This is a genomic window from Synechococcus sp. HJ21-Hayes (assembly GCF_024345835.1).
Taxonomy (GTDB): Bacteria; Cyanobacteriota; Cyanobacteriia; order PCC-6307; family Cyanobiaceae; genus Vulcanococcus.
The window spans coordinates 100,091-119,955 of the sequence record NZ_JAGQBW010000002.1 but is presented as its reverse complement, the minus strand read 5'-3'; the positions used below and the strand labels follow the sequence as shown (position 1 = coordinate 119,955).

18 protein-coding genes and 1 pseudogene are annotated in these 19,865 nt (G+C 62.6%); 12 read left to right on the top strand and 7 right to left on the bottom strand.

What is annotated here, in order from left to right; translation table 11 throughout:
- Positions 1 to 233: 233 nt before the first annotated feature.
- The 5 genes from KBZ14_RS02545 (at position 234) to KBZ14_RS02525 (ending at position 4,439) form a co-directional block, all read left to right on the top strand.
- Positions 234 to 1,232 carry a sodium-dependent bicarbonate transport family permease gene (locus KBZ14_RS02545; protein ID WP_255116731.1) on the top strand — a complete coding sequence of 333 codons (999 nt, stop codon included), beginning with the start codon at positions 234 to 236 and terminating at the stop codon, positions 1,230 to 1,232.
- A 35-nt stretch (positions 1,233 to 1,267) separates the two neighbouring features.
- Positions 1,268 to 1,582: a P-II family nitrogen regulator gene (locus KBZ14_RS02540; protein ID WP_255116730.1), complete on the top strand. Its 315-nt coding sequence runs from the start codon at positions 1,268 to 1,270 to the stop codon at positions 1,580 to 1,582.
- A gap of 155 nt (positions 1,583 to 1,737) precedes the next feature.
- Complete coding sequence (locus tag KBZ14_RS02535; RefSeq protein ID WP_255116729.1) at positions 1,738 to 2,196, top strand: phosphate-starvation-inducible PsiE family protein; 459 nt, start codon at positions 1,738 to 1,740, stop codon at positions 2,194 to 2,196.
- A gap of 147 nt (positions 2,197 to 2,343) precedes the next feature.
- Positions 2,344 to 3,315 (top strand): sigma-70 family RNA polymerase sigma factor, encoded by a 972-nt coding sequence (locus KBZ14_RS02530; RefSeq protein ID WP_255116728.1) that lies wholly within the window; start codon positions 2,344 to 2,346, stop codon positions 3,313 to 3,315.
- 152 nt (positions 3,316 to 3,467) lie between these two features.
- Positions 3,468 to 4,439 (top strand): sigma-70 family RNA polymerase sigma factor, encoded by a 972-nt coding sequence (locus tag KBZ14_RS02525; RefSeq protein ID WP_255116727.1) that lies wholly within the window; start codon positions 3,468 to 3,470, stop codon positions 4,437 to 4,439.
- A gap of 5 nt (positions 4,440 to 4,444) precedes the next feature.
- On the opposite strand, the gene KBZ14_RS02520 is transcribed toward KBZ14_RS02525, so the two are convergent.
- On the bottom strand, positions 4,445 to 5,311 hold the full coding sequence (locus tag KBZ14_RS02520; RefSeq protein WP_255116726.1) for a DUF6671 family protein: 867 nt from the start codon (positions 5,309 to 5,311) through the stop codon (positions 4,445 to 4,447).
- A 96-nt stretch (positions 5,312 to 5,407) separates the two neighbouring features.
- On the opposite strand from KBZ14_RS02520, the gene KBZ14_RS02515 reads away from it, so the two are divergent.
- From KBZ14_RS02515 to bioA, 7 genes and pseudogenes are all read left to right on the top strand, one after another.
- The gene (locus tag KBZ14_RS02515) at positions 5,408 to 5,554 is read left to right on the top strand and encodes a hypothetical protein (protein WP_255116725.1); all 147 of its coding nucleotides are present in this window, start codon (positions 5,408 to 5,410) and stop codon (positions 5,552 to 5,554) included.
- Positions 5,555 to 5,982: 428 nt separating this feature from the next.
- Positions 5,983 to 7,323 (top strand): CmpA/NrtA family ABC transporter substrate-binding protein, encoded by a 1,341-nt coding sequence (locus tag KBZ14_RS02510; RefSeq protein ID WP_255116724.1) that lies wholly within the window; start codon positions 5,983 to 5,985, stop codon positions 7,321 to 7,323.
- A 58-nt stretch (positions 7,324 to 7,381) separates the two neighbouring features.
- Positions 7,382 to 8,203 carry a nitrate ABC transporter permease gene (ntrB, locus tag KBZ14_RS02505; RefSeq protein ID WP_255116723.1) on the top strand — a complete coding sequence of 274 codons (822 nt, stop codon included), beginning with the start codon at positions 7,382 to 7,384 and terminating at the stop codon, positions 8,201 to 8,203.
- 64 nt (positions 8,204 to 8,267) lie between these two features.
- Positions 8,268 to 9,858: pseudogene (locus KBZ14_RS02500) on the top strand (ABC transporter ATP-binding/substrate-binding protein); the annotation flags it as partial.
- Positions 9,859 to 10,304: 446 nt separating this feature from the next.
- Complete coding sequence (locus KBZ14_RS02495) at positions 10,305 to 11,141, top strand: nitrate ABC transporter ATP-binding protein (RefSeq protein ID WP_399210980.1); 837 nt, start codon at positions 10,305 to 10,307, stop codon at positions 11,139 to 11,141.
- Positions 11,141 to 11,503: a hypothetical protein gene (locus KBZ14_RS02490; RefSeq protein ID WP_255116721.1), complete on the top strand. Its 363-nt coding sequence runs from the start codon at positions 11,141 to 11,143 to the stop codon at positions 11,501 to 11,503. The genes KBZ14_RS02495 and KBZ14_RS02490 overlap by 1 nt, the downstream gene beginning before the upstream one ends.
- A gap of 10 nt (positions 11,504 to 11,513) precedes the next feature.
- The gene (gene bioA, locus KBZ14_RS02485; protein WP_255116720.1) at positions 11,514 to 12,806 is read left to right on the top strand and encodes an adenosylmethionine--8-amino-7-oxononanoate transaminase; all 1,293 of its coding nucleotides are present in this window, start codon (positions 11,514 to 11,516) and stop codon (positions 12,804 to 12,806) included.
- Here bioA and KBZ14_RS02480 read toward each other — a convergent pair.
- From KBZ14_RS02480 to KBZ14_RS02455, 6 genes are all read right to left on the bottom strand, one after another.
- The gene (locus KBZ14_RS02480) at positions 12,803 to 13,984 is read right to left on the bottom strand and encodes a cation:proton antiporter (RefSeq protein WP_255116719.1); all 1,182 of its coding nucleotides are present in this window, start codon (positions 13,982 to 13,984) and stop codon (positions 12,803 to 12,805) included. The genes bioA and KBZ14_RS02480 overlap by 4 nt on opposite strands.
- A 21-nt stretch (positions 13,985 to 14,005) precedes the next feature.
- A complete protein-coding gene (locus KBZ14_RS02475; RefSeq protein ID WP_255116718.1) occupies positions 14,006 to 14,407 on the bottom strand; it encodes a fasciclin domain-containing protein in 402 nt (133 codons plus the stop codon).
- A gap of 10 nt (positions 14,408 to 14,417) precedes the next feature.
- The gene (locus tag KBZ14_RS02470) at positions 14,418 to 15,722 is read right to left on the bottom strand and encodes a CO2 hydration protein (RefSeq protein WP_255116716.1); all 1,305 of its coding nucleotides are present in this window, start codon (positions 15,720 to 15,722) and stop codon (positions 14,418 to 14,420) included.
- On the bottom strand, positions 15,719 to 17,245 hold the full coding sequence (locus KBZ14_RS02465) for a complex I subunit 4 family protein (RefSeq protein ID WP_255116715.1): 1,527 nt from the start codon (positions 17,243 to 17,245) through the stop codon (positions 15,719 to 15,721). The genes KBZ14_RS02470 and KBZ14_RS02465 overlap by 4 nt, the downstream gene beginning before the upstream one ends.
- Before the next feature lie 35 nt (positions 17,246 to 17,280).
- A complete protein-coding gene (locus tag KBZ14_RS02460; protein ID WP_255116714.1) occupies positions 17,281 to 19,158 on the bottom strand; it encodes an NAD(P)H-quinone oxidoreductase subunit F in 1,878 nt (625 codons plus the stop codon).
- 239 nt (positions 19,159 to 19,397) lie between these two features.
- Complete coding sequence (locus KBZ14_RS02455; protein WP_399210984.1) at positions 19,398 to 19,838, bottom strand: DUF8679 domain-containing protein; 441 nt, start codon at positions 19,836 to 19,838, stop codon at positions 19,398 to 19,400.
- Positions 19,839 to 19,865: the final 27 nt, after the last annotated feature.

The following is a 19,865-nucleotide window of genomic DNA, read 5'->3' as shown; positions in this document are numbered from 1 at the left end:
TTGTTGCGACAGGCCTTCCGGCTATTGGACGAGGCGTGGCACAAATCAGCGCCCGCCAGCAGCACGAATTCCGAGCACACGCCCCAACCGGGGATGGCGATGCCTATCTTTCGCGTCAAGTCACCCCTGGGTGGCTCAGACCAATCACCCGTACCGCGGAACCAAACCCAACTTCGCGTCGGGATCCCTAGCCTTCAGTGACTTGATTTCCGGGCACCAAAAGCGGACCTAACATGACGGATTTTTTGCCGCTCTTTATAGAGCAACTTCAATCGCCTACCTTGGGCTTTCTGATCGGCGGGATCGTCGTCGCCGCACTTGGTAGCCAACTGGCTATTCCCGACTCGATCTACAAGTTCATCAGCTTTTTCCTGCTGATGAAGATTGGATTGACTGGCGGCATCGCCATTCGCAATTCGAACTTCTCCGAAATCATTCTCCCTGCTCTCGGAGCCGTGGGGATTGGCATCGTGATTGTGTTGATCAGCCGTTATACCCTCGGGAAACTACCTGGCATCAAGGTGCCCGATGCCGTGGCTACGGGGGGTCTGTTCGGTGCGGTGAGTGGCTCCACTCTGGCGGCAGTCCTGCCCCAGCTGGATTCCGCCAAGGTTCCCTATGAAGCCTGGACTGCTGCCCTCTATCCGTTCATGGACATCCCGGCCCTGGTGGCTGCGATCGTGATGGCCAGCCTGTACATCGGCAAGAAGACCGGCAACACATCCGAAAAAGTTGAGATCTGGCCGATCATCAAGGAAAGCCTGCAGAGCTCGGCCGTGACGGCGATGCTCCTGGGCGTAGCCCTTGGCATCCTCACCAAGCCGGAACCTGTGTATGAGAGCTTCTTCAACCCACTGTTCCGCGGCTTCCTCGCCGTTCTCATGATCATCATGGGGATGGAGGCTGCCCAGCGCATGAATGAGTTGCGCAAAGTGGCCCAGTGGTTTGCCATCTATGCCTTCATTGCGCCGATCGTGCATGGCTTCCTGGGTTTTGGTGTTGGCTTGATCCTGCACAAGCTCACCGGCTTCAGCATTGGCGGCTCTGTGGTGCTGGCAGTGATTGCGGCATCGAGCTCCGACATCTCTGGCCCACCCACCCTTCGCGCTGGCATTCCATCGGCGAATCCCTCGGCATACATCGGCGCCTCCACAGCCATCGGAACCCCAGTGGCCATCGCGATCTGCATCCCGCTCTTCATTGGGATTGCTGAAGTGATGCTCGGCCGATAGAGATCTCTCAAAACAGTTATCAAGAAACAAAAACCATGAGCCAACAAGTCTGGAAGCTGGTGATCGTTGCGGAGGAAATCCTCTCCAAGAAGCTCACTAAACTGATCAAGGAAGCCGGTGCCACCGGTTACACTGTGAATGCAGCTGGCGGGGAAGGCAGTCGCAATGTACGATCCACCGGCGAACCGAGTGTGTCCCACACCCTCTCCAACGTGAAGATCGAGGTGCTCACCGGAACTCGCGAGTTGGCCGACAAGATCACTCACGAGATCGAGGCCAAGTATTACACCGATTACTCGATCATCACCTACATCTACCCAGTGGAAGCCCTGCGCGATCACAAGTTCTGAGTCGTTCGCCATCCAACTGCCTTAAGCATCCCGACAAGAAAGCCCGAGGCAGTTGGCCGCGACTATTTGCTCTTCTGTTTAGCCAAGCCCGCACGTGCATCCATGCACAGGCGGGCTTTCGCTGATTCTCCTTGCTAGTTCCACCGTCCGCAGTCATGAAGCTCCTTGGTGATGATCGGTTTCTTGACGGAGTTCACAGCTATGAGCGGCAACTCGCGAAGATTCTCGCTCTACTTCTGGCGGCCGTAGTCGGCATTGCCGTCTTTGAGTTGGTGATTGAATCAGTCATCAAGGTTGCCCAGTTTCAAACCGATTGGTTTGACGGTGGCTTAATCAAATTGCTCGATAGGCTTCTGCTTGTCTTCATTGCCTTGGAAGTTCTGCAGAACGTCACGGCTTATCTTCGCGACCAGGTGGTGCAGATCGAACTGGTGTTGCTCACGGCTATGACTGCCGTAGCCAGAAAAGTGATCGTGCTTCCGCCGGGAACGGAAAGCAAGCCCCAGCTGATGGCGGGATTCGGGGTGATTGTGATAGGTCTCGCTGCGGCCTATTGGCTGGTCAAGCAAGCCAGGCAGGATCAGCAGGCTGGCTTACCGCAACCGGAGCAATAAGTGTGCTAGGTCTCTAAGACTCCAGGCAGCAATGAGCTTCCCTGATCACGGCTATTGAAGATTCTGGTGGATGGGCAGTGCCCCCAATACCCAACCCCCCGCAACAATCACTACCGTTTGCCAACCCCACCTGCAGACGCCCCACCGATGCCTGCGCCACAGAAGCGCCCCAAGGGCGACTGCGACGCACTCAGTCAGCACATGCGTGCGATCGGCCGCATCCCGCTGCTCAGCGCTGAGGAAGAAATCAGCCTTGCCCGACTCGTTCAAAGTGGCTGCCGAGCCACCGACGTGGCCCAGGAAATGAAGTTGCGGGCCGGTGGCGTATCCCCCAGCCTTGAAGCCTGGTCTCAGGAAGCTGGCATGGAAGTGCGCCAGTTGCAGCGCTGCCTGCGGCAGGCCGATCAGGCCCGAAGCCGAATGGTGCTCGCCAACATCCGCCTGGTGATCAGCATGGCCCGCCGCTACCAGCGTTCCCGTGGCGACCTTGAAGACCTGATCCAGGAGGGAACGATTGGCCTGATCCGCGCCCTGGAGCGCTTTGACCCCAGCCGCGGCTACCGATTTTCCACCTACGCCACCTGGTGGATCCGGGATGGCATCGGCAGTGCCCTTGTGGCCAAAGGGCGCACCATCCGGCTGCCCTCCACGATGGTGGACCAATTGCATCGGTTGCGCCAGATTCAGCAATCCCTCAGTCAGCAGCTGCGGCGCGACCCAACCCTGGACGAGCTGGCCGCTGCCACCGGCCTCAAACCCCTCGACATCCGCGAAGTGCTGTTCAGGGCTCAGGAACCCCTCAGCCTGGATGGCCGCCAAACCGCCAATGCAGAACTGAGCCTGCTCGATAGCCTGCCCTGCGAGGTGAGCCAGCCCCAGGAGCAAGTGGACGTCAGCCTCATGCAAGAAGACATCCAACAGCTGCTCGATGAACTCCCCGAACAGGAGGCCGAGCTGCTGCGCTTGCGCTACGGAATCGCAGCAGGGGAACCCTTGAGCCTGAGTGCCACCGCCCGACAGATGGGCATCACAAGGGACACGGCCCGTGGGCTGGAGCGGCGGGCCAATGCCTCTATTCGTCGGCTGTCCTCGCACATGATTGATCACCTCGAGGCCTGAAGTGTCCACCATCAGTGTGACTGATTGCTAGGCCCGGAGTATTGATCAGGGAGTCTGATCAAGCGCATTGGGCTTGCTATTCAGCCTCCATCGCAGCCCCCATTGCATGGTCATGGGCTTTAGAGTTTTGGACCTGAGAAAGACATCCTTCGATGCCTGCGCCACAGAAGCTCCCCAGTGGCAGCTGCGACGCAATCAGCCTGCACCTCCACTCCATCGGCAGGATTCCTCTGCTCACCCATGAAGAGGAAATCACCCTCGGGCGTGCCGTGCAGGCCCTCCGGCAACTCAACGAGATCGCCGAAGAACTCACCATGCGATCAGGTGGCCTTGCCCCCACCGATGAGGCTTGGGCTACAGCTGCAGGCTTGAGCCCTCAGCAGCTGAAGCGACGCATCAGGATGGGCACACGGGCGAAGCAACGGATGGTGACAGCCAACCTGCGCCTTGTGGTAACAGTGGCGCGTAAGTATTTCGGCCAACAACTCGAACTAGACGATCTCGTTCAAGAGGGCAACATGGGCCTGATCAAAGCTGTTGATCGCTTTGATCCCACACGGGGATATAAGTTCTCCACCTATGCCTATTGGTGGATTCGTGAAGGTATCACCAGAGCGATTGCCGATAAAAGCCGCACGATTCGGTTGCCTGTTCACATTGGAGACAGCCTCAGTAAGCTACGCAGAGCCCAGCAAACCCTCTGGCAGAGCTTTGGCCGACCTCCCAGCTTGGAGGAACTTTCCGAGGAAACCGGGCTCAAACCGTTGGACATCCGCGAATTGCTCTTCCGAGCGCAGCAACCCGTGAGCCTCGATGATGGCTTACCCGTGGACGATGACAGCACCTTGCTGGACCGACTCAGCTGCAATGCCACCCAGCCCGGTGATCAACTGATCCGCACACTGCTGCATCAAGACCTCGAGAAACTCCTCACGGAATTGCCGGGCCACGAGGCTCAATTGCTGCGCCTTCGCTATGGCATCAATCAACCGGAACCGATGACCCTCAGTGCAGTCGCGAGAACCATGGGGATCACGCGTGATACAGCCCGCGGCGTGGAGCGACGGGCCGTGGCTGCAGTGCAAGAGCGTTCGCGGCAGGTGGTGGATTACATCAGGGCTTGAAGGGATTAGGGGTTGCAGTAGGGGCAGTGCGCGGGATCCGCGCTCGTGAGCCCATCACGGCGCGGCTGTTGGCGGGTGTGCCCACACGCGACACAGCCGAACACCTCAATGTTTACCAACTCCGTAGCCAGGCCACACCAGCGGCAGGGCAACCCCACCATGGTGTTCACCAGCCCCCAGCCCGGGGCTGCACAGGATGGGCAGGGGTTGGCTAGGCGCCGAATCAACCGAAATGTCAGGCGCCTGATTGAGGCCATCCGCGTGGGATTGCAGTGGGCACGCATATCAGTTTCTACCCAGGCCAAGCCAACGGGAGAGTCCTGCACGGCTACAGCCATCAGCTCTGTCAATTGCTGCTCACAGCGCACCCCTTTGGCAAGCCAGGGGCCCGTTCTCCCAGCCTCCCCATCGTGGGATTTCAGCATCAGCGCATGGGAGGGAAACCCCACCTGCTGCAGCCAGTCGGCGATTGCCGCAGGCGATACCCCAAAGCAGGAGCTGAAGTTGGTGGACCGGCTCACTGCATGTTCGCTGATCACCAAGTTGAGGCGACGATCCACAAAGGTGATCCACTCACGACCCACAGGCAGCAGGGGTACGGCGGGGTGGGGCCCAAAGGCACCCTCACTGGCGATACCCAGATCCACACCGAGGGCCTCGATACCCGCTTCCGCTTTCAGGCGGCAGGTGGTTAATGCATCAGCAGGGCGCTGCTGCTCACCACTGAAACTGCCGAAGAGATCGGTGTCCACCTGCTCCGCGCGCCGAACGGTGAGGCCAAGACCATGCCAGAGGGGCTTGGCCATCACACGCTCCTTGCCGTGCTGGGTAGCCAGTGCAATCACACCCACGGGAGAGGGATACAAAGCCATGCCTTGCACGTCAACCCAAATCTAGCCTCCCTATACCTAGCGTTTAAGGCGTCAGCATCCACCATCACAATAAGGCCAGGAGCAATGCACAATCCGATGGTGGCGAGCCTGCAGAAGCGCCTGCAAGCCATCGAAACCACGATGATGAAACGGGAGAATGTGATTCGCTTTCTGATCGCTCGTTTCCTGCTGATGGGGGCCATGGTGATCGCATTCTGGTTAGGCATCCAACGCACCATCTGAATGGCAGCAGCACAATGCTGGGAGACCATGAACGAGATCCCGGAATAACTAAGTTTTCAAGCATGATTAGCCGAAGCCAACAAGGCTGAAACTGGGGCACACTCCCGACCATGCCAACTCCTGCGGAGACGCGCCCACGCAAATGGGGTAAACGATCAGCAGGACTGATCATCGCAATTGGGAAGACTGCCAGCAGCGTCAACCCAGGGACTGCTGAGCTCTCTCTAACGTTTGCTCATCACAAAACAGAGGTCTACCCCCCGGCGAGTCCTTAATCCGAGTCACGGCCAGCCTTGTTCCGTCAACAACAGGGCCGTAGATCCAGTCTGACAATCCAACACGCATGAATGTCTCCAGGTTGCAGTGATCACTGTGCCTTGATTTTCTGCACCCCTCCCTCCCCACCCTGCCACCAAACCAACATCGCCATGGCCCAAAGACGTCGACTGCTGGCTCTGCTGGGCGGAGCCATCAGCACTTCCATCCTGCTCACCGGCTGCCTGGGCGCCCCCCCCAGCCAAAGGGGCCTCAACCGTGGGGCTGCGATCCAAGTGGATCCCCAGGCTCGGGCCAAGTTGGAAACAGGCAGCATCACCCTGGGTTTTGTTCCGATCCTGGAATCTGCACCCTTGGTTGTGGGTGTGGAAAAAGGCTTCTTTGCCAAGCATGGCCTGGATGTGAAACTCGCCAAGCAATCCAGCTGGTCGACAGCGCGCGACAATGTGGTGCTGGGCACCAGCGGTGGCGGCATCGATGGCGGGCAATGGCAACTGCCCATGCCCCAGATGATCAGCGAGGGGGCGCTCACCAACGGCAAGAAGGTGCCGATGGTGGTCCTGGCCATGCTGATGAGCCAGGGCAACGGCATCGCAGCGGCCAACTCCGTGAAGGATGGCAATCTCAGCGTTGATCTGCGCCAATCATCGCCGGGGTTCTTCCAGAAGTTCAGCCAGAAAGAGGGCCGCAAGTTCCGGGCCACCTACACTTTTCCAAAGGCCAACCAGGACTTCTGGATCCGCTATTGGCTGGCTGCCGGTGGTGTGCATCCCGACAAGGACGTGGAGCTGCTGACCGTTCCCGCTCCGGAGACCCTGCAGGGCATGAAGAACGGCACGATGGAAGCCTTCTCCACCGGCGATCCCTGGCCTTCCCGCATCAGCAAGGCAGACGTGGGCTACCTGGCCACCACCACAGCCCAGATCTGGAAAGTGCATCCAGAGGAATACCTGGCCATCCGTGCCGACTGGGTGAACAAGCACCCCAAGGCTGCTGTGGCCCTGCTCAAGGGTTTGATCGAAGCCCAGAGATGGCTGGACAAACCGGAGAACAAGGCGGAAGCGGCCAGGATGCTCAGCTCGCGCAAGTGGTTCAATGTTCCGCAGCCTGTGCTGGAGCAATCGCTGAAAGGCCAGTACACCATCGGTGCCAAGGCAACACCGGAGAACAATCCCGCCTTGGGGCCGCTCTACTGGAGCAGTGATCGTGGGGTGATCTCGTATCCCTACAAGAGCCTCACCCTCTGGTTCCTGGTGGAATCCCTGCGTTGGCAGTTCTACCCAGGCACCGTGGACACGATCCAACAGGCTGAAGCGATCAATAACAGGGTCACCCGCGACGGTCTCTGGCTGAAAGCGGCCAGGGAACTGGGGCTGCCGGCCAAGGACATCCCCACAAGCACCAGCCGGGGCAAGGAGGTGTTCTTCGACGGCACCGTGTACGACCCCAGCAACCCCCAGGCCTATCTGAACAGCCTGAAAATCAAGCGCTGATTCACCACCAGAACGACTGCTCCTCAATCTCAATCTCAACCCCCCATCATTCACAGCCATGACCCCAGTTCCCAGCTCCAAGATCAACCCGGCCAACTGGTGGAAGCAGAACCGCAAGGCCATCCTTCCCCCCATCTTCGGCATTGGTGGCTTCCTGTTGTTCTGGCAGCTCAGCTCCAGCCTGGGACTCACCAAGCTGGAGGGCCCCCTTAGCCTCTGGACCGATGAACGGACCCGTGAGTTGCTGCTCTATCCGTTCTTTGATAACGGTGGCTTGGATAAGGGCCTGTTTCTGCACACCATGAGCAGCCTTTCACGCGTGGCCATTGGCTATTCGTTGGCTGCCGTGATCGGCATCGGGATTGGGATCGCCGTGGGGCTCAACAAAGGCCTCAACCGTGCCTTTGATCCCCTGTTCCAGTTCCTGCGCATGGTGGCACCGCTGGCCTGGGTCCCCATCGCCCTGGTGATGTTCCAGCAGAACCAGCCTGCGGCCATCTTTGTGATTTTCATCACCTCGATCTGGCCCATCTTGATCAACACGGCAGAGGGGGTACGCCAGATCCCGCAGGACTACCGCAACGTAGCCCTGGTGCTGCAAATGTCGAATCGACGCTTCTTCACGAAGATCCTGATTCCCTCCACCCTTCCCTACATCTTCACAGGTCTGCGCATCTCCATTGGCCTGGCCTGGCTGGCCATCATCGCGGCAGAGATCGTGATGCCCGGCACTCCCGGCATTGGCTACTTCATCTGGGATGCCAACCAGAATGGCTATGTGTCAGAAATCGTGCTTGGTGTGATTTGGATTGGCGCCATCGGCCTGATTTTGGATCGTCTGATGGCCTGGCTGCAAACGCGTATCGCTTCTGGGCGCTGAAACACACGCTGATCGCAGACGTGACCCGGCTCCGTCATCCCCACTAACTCCGTCACCGCAAGCCATGACGACACTCGTAACCGTTCAGGATGTTGCCAAGGATTTTCGCCTCGATGGAGGCGGCCATTACCTGGCCCTCAAAGGGATCGACCTGGACATTCGCAAGGGCGAATTCATCTCGCTGATCGGCCACTCCGGTTGCGGCAAGAGCACCCTGCTGAACATGATCGCCGGGTTGGATCTTCCCAGCGGTGGCACAGTGCTGCTGGAGGGCGAAACCATCAAGCGCCCTGGACCGGACAAGATGGTGGTGTTCCAGAACTACTCGTTGCTGCCCTGGCTCACGGTGCGCGAGAACATCGCCCTGGCGGTGGATGAGGTGATGCCCGACCTCTCCAAGGCCGAGCGCGAGGCCGTGGTGGAAGACCACATCACGATGGTGGGCTTGGCCCACGCTGCACACAAACCACCCCTGCAGCTGTCCGGTGGCATGCGCCAGCGGGTCGCCATCGCCCGTGCCCTGGCGATCAAGCCCAAGTTGCTACTGCTGGATGAACCCTTTGGCGCCCTCGATGCGCTGACGCGGGGCAATCTGCAGGAGAAACTCATGCAGATCTGCAATGAGAATGAGCTCACTGCCGTGATGGTGACCCACGACGTGGATGAGGCCGTGCTCCTCTCAGACCGCATCGTGATGCTCACCAACGGACCTGGATCCAAAATCGGTGGAATCCTGGAGGTGGATATCCCCAGGCCCCGCCAGCGCCTGGAGGTGGTTCACCACCCCAGCTACTACAGCCTGCGCTCGGAGATCATTTACTTCCTCAACCGCCAGAAGCGGGTGAAGCAGTGGCAGGCCAAGCCCCACAAGGTGCTGGCCCGCCATGGCCTGGAGAAGGTGAATCTCGATCTGGGCTTCATCCCCCTGGTGGCCTCCGCTCCTCTGGCCGTTGCCGAGGCCAAGGGATTCTTCGCGAAGCACGGCCTCGATGCCGTGCAGCTGGTGCGTGAAACCAGCTGGCGCGGCATCACCGATGGCCTGCTCGATCGCACCCTGGATGCAGCGCTGATGCCCTCGGGCATGCCCACCTGGATCACGGCCGGAGGCCATGGCGGTGATCCCACGCCGATCGTGACGGCCCTCACCCTGAGCCGCAATGGCAATGGCATCACCCTGGCCCGGCGCCTAGCGGAGAAGGGTGTGAGCAGCGTGGCGGACTACCGGGATTACTTGCTGCGCACCAATCGGGAGCCCCACACGATGGGAATCGTGCATCCGGCCTCGATGCACAACCTGCTGCTGCGTTATTGGTTGGCGTCGAACGCCATCAACCCGGATCGCGATGTGCATCTGCAGACGCTGCCACCGGCCCAGATGCTGGCGGATTTGAAAGATGGCTCGATCGATGGTTACTGCGTTGGTGAACCGTGGAATGTGCGCGCCGATCGGGAGGGCCATGGCTTCCCGATCGCGGGCGATCTGGAGATCTGGTCGGGCCACCCCGGCAAGGTGCTCGGCGCCCGAGAAGACTGGGCCATGGCCTACCCCAACACCCACATCGCCCTCACCAAGGCCCTGCTGGAGGCTTGCCGCTACTGCGCCAACCCCGAGCATCGCGATGAACTCAGCGAACTGCTCAGCGATCGCCGCTATCTCGGCATGAAAGCCGAGCTGATTCGCTTCGGGATGGAGTCGGCCACTGAAGAGATTCGGGAGGCATCCGGCCACACCTTGTTCTTTGGGGCCGGGGTGAATCGGCCCAGCCGCAGCGAGCACCTCTGGATCATCAGCCAACTGGCCCGCTGGAGCGAGATTCCCTTCCCGCGCAACTACGTGGAAATCCTGGAGCGGGTGTGTGCCGTGGGGGTGTACAGCACCGCTGCCCGCGAACTGGGGCTCGACGACGTGTCGTATCAGCGCGGCGGCATCGAGCTGTTCGACGGCGTGCCGTTCAACGCCGAGGACCCCATTGGCTACCTCAACCAGCTCTCGATCCACCAGGACTTCAGCGTGGCCGAAATTCCCATCGGCGTTCCCCGTGCCCTGGCCTCTTGAGGTCGCCGTTGTTCCTGCAGCCCATCCATCGTTACCCCTACCGCCATGACCGCCACCCTCTCCGCTGATCAACCCAGCTCTGCTGCGCTGGCGCCACCTCTGCTCCGCTTTGAAGCGATGGGGCTGGCCTACCCAACGCCCCAGGGGCCCTACCCAGTCCTTGAAGGCGTCAATCTCGAGGTGCAGGCCGGTGAATTCATCTGCGTGATCGGCCACTCTGGCTGTGGCAAGAGCACGTTGTTGAACACCGTCTCCGGCTTCGCCAAGCCCAGCAGCGGGCGGGTGCTGTTCAACGGTGCCCCAATCCAGCGGCCGGGGCCCGATCGGATGGTGGTGTTCCAGGGCTATGCCCTGCTGCCCTGGCTCACGGCCTATGACAACGTGTACCTCGGCATCGATGCGGTCAAGCCCGAGCTGCCGGAACGGCAGAAGCGGGAGATCGTGATGGAGCATCTGGAGCTGGTGGGCCTCACGGCAGCCGCCGAGAAAACCATCACCCAGATCTCCGGAGGGATGAAACAGCGGGTGGCCATTGCCCGTGCCCTGGCGATCCGGCCCGAGGTGCTGATCCTTGATGAACCCTTCGGGGCCCTGGATGCCATCACCAAAGAGGAGCTCCAGGAGGAGTTGCTCAAGATCTGGAACACGCAGAAATGCACCGTGTTGATGATCACCCACGACATCGACGAGGCCCTGTTCCTGGCCGATCGGCTGGTGATGATGACCAACGGCCCCGCCGCAGGCATCGGCGAAGTGCTCACCATTGACTTCCCTCGGCCCCGCAGCCGCGAGGACATCATGGAAGATCCGCGCTATTACGAACTTCGCAATCAAGCCCTCGATTTCCTCTACAACCGTTTCGCCCACGACGACGACGCCTGATGACCATCCCCCTGAGCCAACGCTGGGCCACCTTGAGCCTGGGGATGCTGTTGGTCACGGGGGTGGCCGCGCCACCCGCGGCACTGGCCTTGCCCTTCGATCCCCTGCCCTCCGCCTTCCAGCGCTGGCTGAATGCCCAGCGCGATTGGCCCCATGGGGAAGAGCTCCGCTTTGATCAGCTGGCACAGTGCTCTGATCAAACGGCCGCCCATTCGCCTTATCGCATGGCCGTGTTCACCTGCCTGATGGGACGCGTGACCATCCGCAAGGCCTCCCAACCCCCGCGCCAGTGCCAGCTGCAGCGGGTGAGCTACTTCCCCGCCAACCAGCGGGTGCGCTACTGGACCTCCACCTGCCGTTAGGAGATCGCCGATGAGCTGGCACCCCCACCTCTGGCACCCCACCACCCAGGTGGCCACCAGCGACCCGCCGCTGTTGGTGCGCTCCGCCCGTGGTTGTGACCTCGAACTGGCCGATGGTGGCCATCTGATCGATGCCATCAGCAGTTGGTGGGTCACCCTGCACGGCCATGGCGAGCCGGCGATTGCCGCCGCCATTGCCCGCCAGGCCCAGGTGTTGGAGCAGGTGATCTTCGCCAACTTCAGCCACACGCCCGCCGAGCAGCTGGCCACCCGCCTCAGCCGGCTCACGGGCCTGGATCGCCTGTTCTTTTCCGATAACGGCTCCACGGCTGTGGAGGTGGCCCTCAAGATCGCCTGGCAGTGGTGGCGCAACCAGGACAGCGGGTCTAGCGGTGGGCGGCGCCAACTGATCGCCTTCAGCGGCTCGTATCACGGCGACACCTTCGGAGCCATGGCCTTGGGGGAGCGATCCGTGCTCACGGCCCCCTTTGACGCCTTGCTGTTCGATGTGAGCCGGGTGGACTGGCCCCACACCTGGTGGGGCGATACGACCGTGGAGGAGAAAGAAGCCCAGGCCCTGCAGCAACTGGAGCAGTCCCTCACGATCCCCACCGCAGCGGTGATTCTGGAACCCCTGATTCAGGGCGCCGCCGGCATGCGGGTGGTGCGGCCAGGCTTCCTCAGGGCTGTGGCGGCACGGGTGAAGGCCGCGGGCGCCCTGTTGATTGCCGATGAGGTGATGACGGGATTTGGACGCACCGGAGCCCTGTTTGCCTGCCAGAAGGCCAACATTCAGCCGGATCTGATGGCCCTGTCCAAGGGGCTCACGGGCGGCTTTCTGCCCATGGGGGTCACCATGGCCAGTGAACGGCTCTACCAGGGCTTCATCAGCGAGGCACCCACCGCCACCTTCTTCCATGGCCACAGCTTCACGGCCAATCCCCTGGGCTGTGCCGCCGCCCTGGCCAGCCTTGATCTGCTACAGCACGACCCCGAGCGCTTTCAGCAGTTTGAACAGCGCCATCAGCAGCGGCTCGAGCGGCTCAACCAGCACCCACGGGTGCAACGCCCCCGCTGTCTGGGAACCATGGCTGCCTTCGATCTGGAGGCCGGTGAAGCCAGCTACCTCAACCCGATCGGCAAACAGATCCAACGCCACTGCCGCGCCCAAGGGGTGTACCTCAGACCCCTCGGCAACGTGGTGTACCTGCTGCCACCCCTCTCGATCAGCGATGCCCAACTGGATTGCTGCTATGCGGCCATCGCGGCGGCCATCGCGGCAACCCTGGGAAACGGGGCCTAGCAGCCGCTCCGCTGCAACCGCCGCGCCAGCAGCAACAGCCCCACCACGGTGGTGCAGCTCACCATCAGCACCAGGGAGGAGAACTGCAGCGGCGTGATCAACCCGGCCCCAAGAGCCGTGGAGGCAAACACCAACCCAGGCAGTCCTCGCGGGATGAGGCCAAACACCACCACCCAGCGATCGATACCGGCCGCCTGATCCGCACGGCTGATGCCCAGGCCGCAAATCAGTTTGCAACTGATGGCCAGCAACAACAGAAGCAGGGCCAGGGCCCAGGCCTGCGGCTGCACCAGGGTGTTGGCCTGGATGCGCATGCCCACGCTGATGAAATACAGGGGCAGGAATACATCCGACAGCAGGGCCAGGCGGCCCCCCAGCTCAGCGGCCTCAGCGCTGCCTTCCGGCATCGGAGCCAGCCGGCTCAGCAGCACACCGCCCCAGAGAGCCCCGAGCAGGCTGGTGAGCCCCGTGACCTCGCCAAACCAGCTGCAGCCGATTAGCAGTAGCAACACCCCCAGAATCCCCGGCCGCCAGGCGCCATGGCGCCGCAGCCACCAGCGCGAGGCCGGGAAGCTCGCCAGGGCGACGCTCAGCCCCAGAGCGGCACCCAAGCCGGGAGGAAGCACTCCCAGGGTTTGTGGTGGAGCAGCCGTGGCGGAGGCCCCCAGCTGCACCGAGAGGGTGAGCAGGGCAATGGCCGGCAGGTCGTCGAGCACCGATACCCCCACCAGCAGGCGACCCGAGGGTGTTTTCAAGGCCGAGGCTTGCGCGAGGGCCCGCAGCGTGACACCCGTGCCCGTGGCGCTGAGCACCGCCACGCACAACAGCGTTGTGGCGGTGGAGAGCCCGAAGCCCTGCTGCAGCGGCCACCAGGCCAGCAGAGGCGTCAGCGCCGATAGCAACACCGTGCGCAACACTGCCGCTGGGCGTGAGCCCAACAAACCGCCGCGTACCTCCAGGCCCACCTGGAAGAACAGGGTGAGAACACCCAACTCGGTGATGCCGGAGAGGGCTTGAATCCGGCCGAAGGGCACCAGGGTATTGCCCAACAGGAACCCCACTAGCAGTTCGAGCACGATCGCGGGAACCGCCCAGCGCTCGAGGCGTGTGGCCGTGAGCCGGGCCACGAGGGCCCCCACCAAAAGCAACAGCAGGGTGCTGAGCAGGGAGGAACCCACGCAGGTGGCAGCAAGGGGCGATCAGCCCGGCAGGATCACGCGATCGATCACGTGCACCACACCGTTGTCACAGACGATATCGGCGGTCACCACCGTGGCGTTTTTCACCTCAAACGGCTCGGCACGGCGAATGGGAATCGGTGCTCCCTCCAGGCTCTCCCATTCGGCTTGCGCCACCAGCACGCTGCGGCTGTGGGCACCACTGAGCACGTGATATTTGAGGATCCGTGCCAGCTGGGGAGGGTTGTCCACCAGGGTCTGAACGGTGCCCGGCGGCAAGGCGGCGAAGGCCTCATCCACCGGGGCAAACACCGTGAACGGTCCTGGGCTCTCCAGGGCACCCCGTAAACCGGCGGCGTCCACGGCAGCCAGGAGGGTGTTGAACACCCCGGCGCCAGCGGCGGTTTCAAGAATCGTGGCCATGGCGGATCTCCTAGCGGTAGTCCTGGGTCTGGATGTCGGCGAGGCGGGCCTCAGGCCTGAGGAAGCGATCCATCTGGGCTTCAAAGAAGCGCCGGTTGGCCATCAGGTGCTCGGGGTCGGTGTCGTCGAGGGGGTAAAGCAAGGCACAGCGCAGGGCCTGGATCACCGCCGAGGTCACGTTGTACATCGAGCGCTGGAAGGTGATGCCCAACTGAATCAGTTGATCTTCCTCGCCGCGGCGATGCTCTTTGTAGAGATCCTGCAGGTAGGGAGGTAGGAAATGCAGCATGTCCTGCATGAGCAGGGTGGGCGGAATGCCCGCTGAACCCACCGGAAACACATCGGCGTAGAGGATGCCGTAGTGGAAATCGGCCTGATCAGCCGGCACTTGATGGGCCTGGGCGTTGTAGCTCTTGGTGCCTCGGAACGGCGAGGTGCGGTAGAACACCGCCTCCACATAGGGCAAGGCCGCCTCATAGAGCCAGGTGAAACCCTCGCTCTTGGGAATGATCTCGAAGCATTCGTCGCCGATGAACACATGGTGATAGATCGGCCGGCCCGCCACGGCAAAAATGCCGTTCACCAGAAAATCCATCGCATCGGGCACCCCTTTGAAGCCGCCTTCGTCGTAGATGTCGCTCATCTCGAAGAACACCGGCGCCATCACCTCCCAGAACAGGCCGAGGTTGGCCGTGTAGGAGAGCTGCCGCACCTGCTCCAGGAACATCTCCGGGAACAGGCGATAGAGCCCCAGCATCACCGGGTTGCCCTTGAAATAGGCCTTGATGGCCCGATCCGCATTGGCCCGGTAGGCCTCGCTTTCGAGGTAGTCGTTGAAGCGGCCGCCCATGCCCTGGTGCCAGAGCATGGCCTGCATGCAGGCCTCGGCGAACTCCATGTTCACCCGGTCGTGCCAGAGGTGGTGCAGCAGCTTGGGCATGCGGCGGGTTTCACCCCGCTCCATGAAGGCGAGAAGCTCCGGATGGGCCTTCTCACCGCCCCGCCAGATGCGTAGCGAAGCCTGATCCCCCGCATAGCTGTTGGGGAGATCGAGATACTGCTTGGAGATGAAGTATTTGAAGGCCGGCAGCGGATTTAGAAACACCCGCTCAGCGATGTAGAGCAGGTCGCGCCAATAGAAATCCATCGGCACGGCATAGGCCTTGTAGATGCCGATGATCTGCTGCAGGTTTTCAGGAGTGTCCGGCAGCATCGAGCCACCGGCCTCGAGGCGATGAATCACCTCCGCAAAGCGGTGGGTGGAAGGGGGAATCAGGGGAGCCTGGGTGCGCTCGGGAGCAACGGTGGCAGTCATGAGGGCAGGAGCGGCGAGGGCAACACAACGGCAGAGAACAGGGGGCCGACGGAACCAGAGGCCTTGGCGAGCAGCGGCGGCGCATCGGTGTAGCGCAGGGCGATGGCGGCCGTGCTGGTTTCGCTCCAACCGGTGAGAGCCCCAGGCCAGAGGCCAGCGCCGATCACCAGGGCTGTGAGCACCAGGGCCGGGGCACGCTCAGCCCAGGTGGTGCTGGCCCAGTTGGCCTTGCTGTTATCCAGCCGGCCGAAGCCCACCCGGTTGAACAGCCTCACGGAGTACACCGCAGTGAGGCCGGAAGCCATCAGGCAAACCAGCGTGGGCCACGGGAACGCCAGCCAGCTGCCTTCAAACACCAGCAATTCCGCCACAAAGCCCGCCAGGCCAGGCACACCGGCGGCCGCCATCAAGGCCACCAGCATCAGGCCCAGGGTGAAGGGCAGGCCCCGCTGGGCATTGAGCAACCCGGAGAGTTCCGGAATGGCTGTGGTGCCGGTTTTGGCCTCGATCATCCCCACCAGGCAGAAGAGCAGGGCGATGATCAATCCGTGGGCCAGCATCTGGGCAATCACCCCCTGCAGGCTCAGGGGTGTGGCAGCGGCCAGGGCGAGTAACAACATGCCCATGTGGCCCAGGGAGCTGTAGGCCACCAAACGGCGCATGTCGAGCTGGGCAATGGCATTGAGGGCGCCGTAGATGGCACTGATGGCGCCGGCGGCGGCAATCCAGGGCGACCAGGCGGTCCAGGCGTCGGGCAGGAACTCCACCCCGAAGCGCAGCAGGCCATAGGCCCCCAATTTCGACACGGCCCCGCTCAGCAGCATGGCCACCGGTGTTGGGGCCTGGCTGTAGGTGTAGGGCTGCCAGCCGTGCAGGGGCACGATCGGCAGTTTCAAGCCAAAGGCCAGTAGCACCAGGGCCAGCAACCAACGCTGTTGTGGCTCCGTGAGCTGATGGTGGGCCAGGGCGCTGTAGCTGAAATCCAGGCCGCCAGGCTGGAGCAAGCCAAAGGCCAGCACCGCCGCCAACAGGGCGAAGCCCGACACAGCCCCATAGGTGAGGAAGCGAATGGCCGCGCCGGCCCGCCGGTTGCCACCCCAGATGGCCACCAACAGGGTGGTGGGGATCAGGGTCAGCTCGTAGGCCAGCACGAACAGGAGGGCGTTGCGGGCCAAGAAGGAGCCCACCAGCCCCAGGTTGGTGGCCAGCATCAAGGAGAAAAACAGGCGCGGGCGGCTCTGCTGCTCGGGGCTGGCCAGCACGGCCAAGGCCGTGAGCAGGGCCGTGAGCAGCACCAGGGGCAGCGACAGGCCATCGAGCCCCAGATCTAGCACCAGGCCGAGGCGGGGCAGCCAATCCACCACAAGCTCACCAGGGGGGTGGCGCCAGAGCCAGGCGGCGGTGATGAGCTGCAGCACAGGCGCCACCAGGGCAGCCCCGCGGGCCAACCCAGGCCGCTCCGGCAGCAGGGGAATCAGTACTCCCGCCAGCAAGGGCAGGAGAAACAGCAACAGCAAAGCCATGGTCGAGCAGCGAAATCAGTGGGCCAGCGTTGAGATCAGTGGGCCAACAGCCATGCGGCCATCAAGAGCACGCCGAGCACCAGGGTGAGGGCATAGGCCTGGGAGCGGCCGGAGGTGGTGAAGCTGAGGCGCCGGGCCCCGGCTAGGGCCGCCCCACCGGTGCCGCTGCTGAAGCCATCCACCAACTGGGCATCACTCCAGGAGCTGAGCCGGGCCAGGCCAACCACCAGGGCCACCACGGTGCGGTGATAGAAGGCCTCGGTGTGCATGTCTTCCGCCAGCCAGTGCTGCAGGCCGCCGAGGCCTGCGGGCAGCTCGGCCAGGGGGTGGGGCCGCAGGTAGAAGAAAGCCGAACTGCCTGCCCCCACCAGGGTGGAGAGCAACAGCGGCACGCCCCAGGGGCCCCAGCCGGGCAGGGGGGTGAGCTGGTACACCCCGATATGCACCAGCAGCTGGGGAATATGCAGCACCAACCCCATCAACACCAGGGTGGGCAACACCATCAACCAGAGCACCTCGGCTGAGCGGGCCGTGAAGGGGGTGGGCACACCGCCCCAGATCAAGCCGAACACCCGCATCAGCGAGGCACTGATCAGGGCATTGGTGATCAGCACCAGACCGCCCAACACCAGGGGTAGGGGGCTGGCCGCCACCAGAGCCAGCAGCTCCCGCAGGGCCGCAAAGCCGCCAAACGGAGGCAGCCCCATCAGCCCGGCAGCACCGGCCAGGAAGGCCAACCCCATGAGCGGCCGACGACTCCACAAACCACCCAGCTGGGTGAGGTCCTGGGTGACATTGCTGATCACCACCGTGCCCACCGCCATCAACAGCAGCGCCATGGGCAGGGGGTAGACGAGCAGCAGGTGGTCGGCCACGGTGATGCCGCCCAGACCCACCGCCACAAACAGCAGACCCAGCCAGCTGCTCACCAGGAAGCTGAGGGCGCGCTTCACATCGATCTGGCCCAGGGCGATCAAGGCCGCCACCAGGGCCGTGGTGCCGCCCACCACCACCAGAACTCCTTGCACCAGGGGGCTCAGCTCAATCAGCGGCTCCAGTCGCAGCAGCACCCAGGCGCCGCCTAGCACCACCACCGAGTTGCGTAGCACCGTGGAGGGCAGCGGGCTCTCCATGGCCTCATCCAGCCACAGGTGCAGGGGGATCTGGGCGCATTTGCCCATCGGACCGGCAATCAAAGCCAGAAGGATGAACTGGAAGCCTGGGGGGAGCGCCTGGCCGTTGTTAGTGAGATCCGCGGCCCAGGCCTGCAGACCGTGGAAGTTCCAGGTGCCGGTGACCGGCAGCAGGGCAATCACACCAGCCAGCAGGATCAGGTCGCCAATGCGCTTGGTGAGGAAGGCATCGCGAGCCCCCTTCACCACCAGGGGCTGGTTGTACCAGGTGCCCACGATCAGGTAGGTGCCCACCGTGAGCAGCTCCAGCAGCACGTAGCTGAAGAACACCGAGTCGGTGAGCATCAGGCCGCAGAGGCCCGCCTCAAAAAAGCTCAGCCCACCGAAGAAGCGGGGCCAACCCCAGTCCATCTCCAGATAGGCGATCGAATAGATCTGCACAAGCACGTGCAGGCCGGTGATCACCGTCATGGCGATCAAAGCCGGCTCGGTCACCAGACCATCGAAGCCGATGCGCAGGCCTGCGGTGTTCAGCCAGGTCCAGCTGAAGCTGGGCGGGGCATAGAGGGCAGCGGCACCGGCAGCGGAATTGCCATTCAGCCCCAGCAGCGCCAGAAAACTGTGGCCAAAGGCGATGGCCACCATCAGCAGGTTGATGTAGCCGGAGGGCCGGGGGCCAGTGCGGGCGATCAATCCTGGCGACCACAGCAGGCTCGCCAGGGCTCCCACGAGGGGATAAAGAGGCACCAACCAGGCCGTCTCAATCAGAGAAACGGTCATCGGCAATCAGAGCAAAAGGGGCAACGGAGAAACCGTTGGAACCAACGCCACCGGAGGGAATCGGAAGGCGCCGGACCTCCGACGTGGCGCGAACGGTAGAAACCCCAGAAGCCCATTGGGTGCCGCCAGCAACAGGTCTTACCTATGCCCCCGGCAAGGCCCACTTATGGGTGTAGCCCAAAGGTGCGGCAGATCTGCGGTTGCTGGCCCTGATCAACTGGCGGTGAGATGCCCTGAGCTCAGGCAAAGCGGCGACGACCGTCGTTGAAGCTGGCGAAGCTCGCCACCTCGCCGCTGCCGCCGCTGGCCTGGCTGAGCTTCCAGACATTGCGGCTCACCCGCCGCGCCTTGAGACCCCCGCGCTCCACCAGGGCGGCGCCGGGTCGGGCCCCCATCAGGTACGTCACCTCAGCGGTGCTGAGGGGAGCGCCGGTCTGGAGGGCCAATTGGGTGAGCTCCAACCGGTGGCGCAGGGCGGCCGTGTCGCACGGGCCGCCATCTTCGGAATCGTTCCACACCCAGGGGAGCTCGCCGTTGGCCGCCATCTTCTGCATCAGGCCCATGCCCACCAGGGCCAGGGCCTGCTCCGGCTTAACACCGCCGAAATCCTGGCCGCTCTCCTGCTCCAGGGGGGTGCTGGCCTTGGCGGAAGCGTTGGAGGCAGAGCGCTTGGCGGCCACGGGCAGGTTGGCGAGGAATGGCTGGAA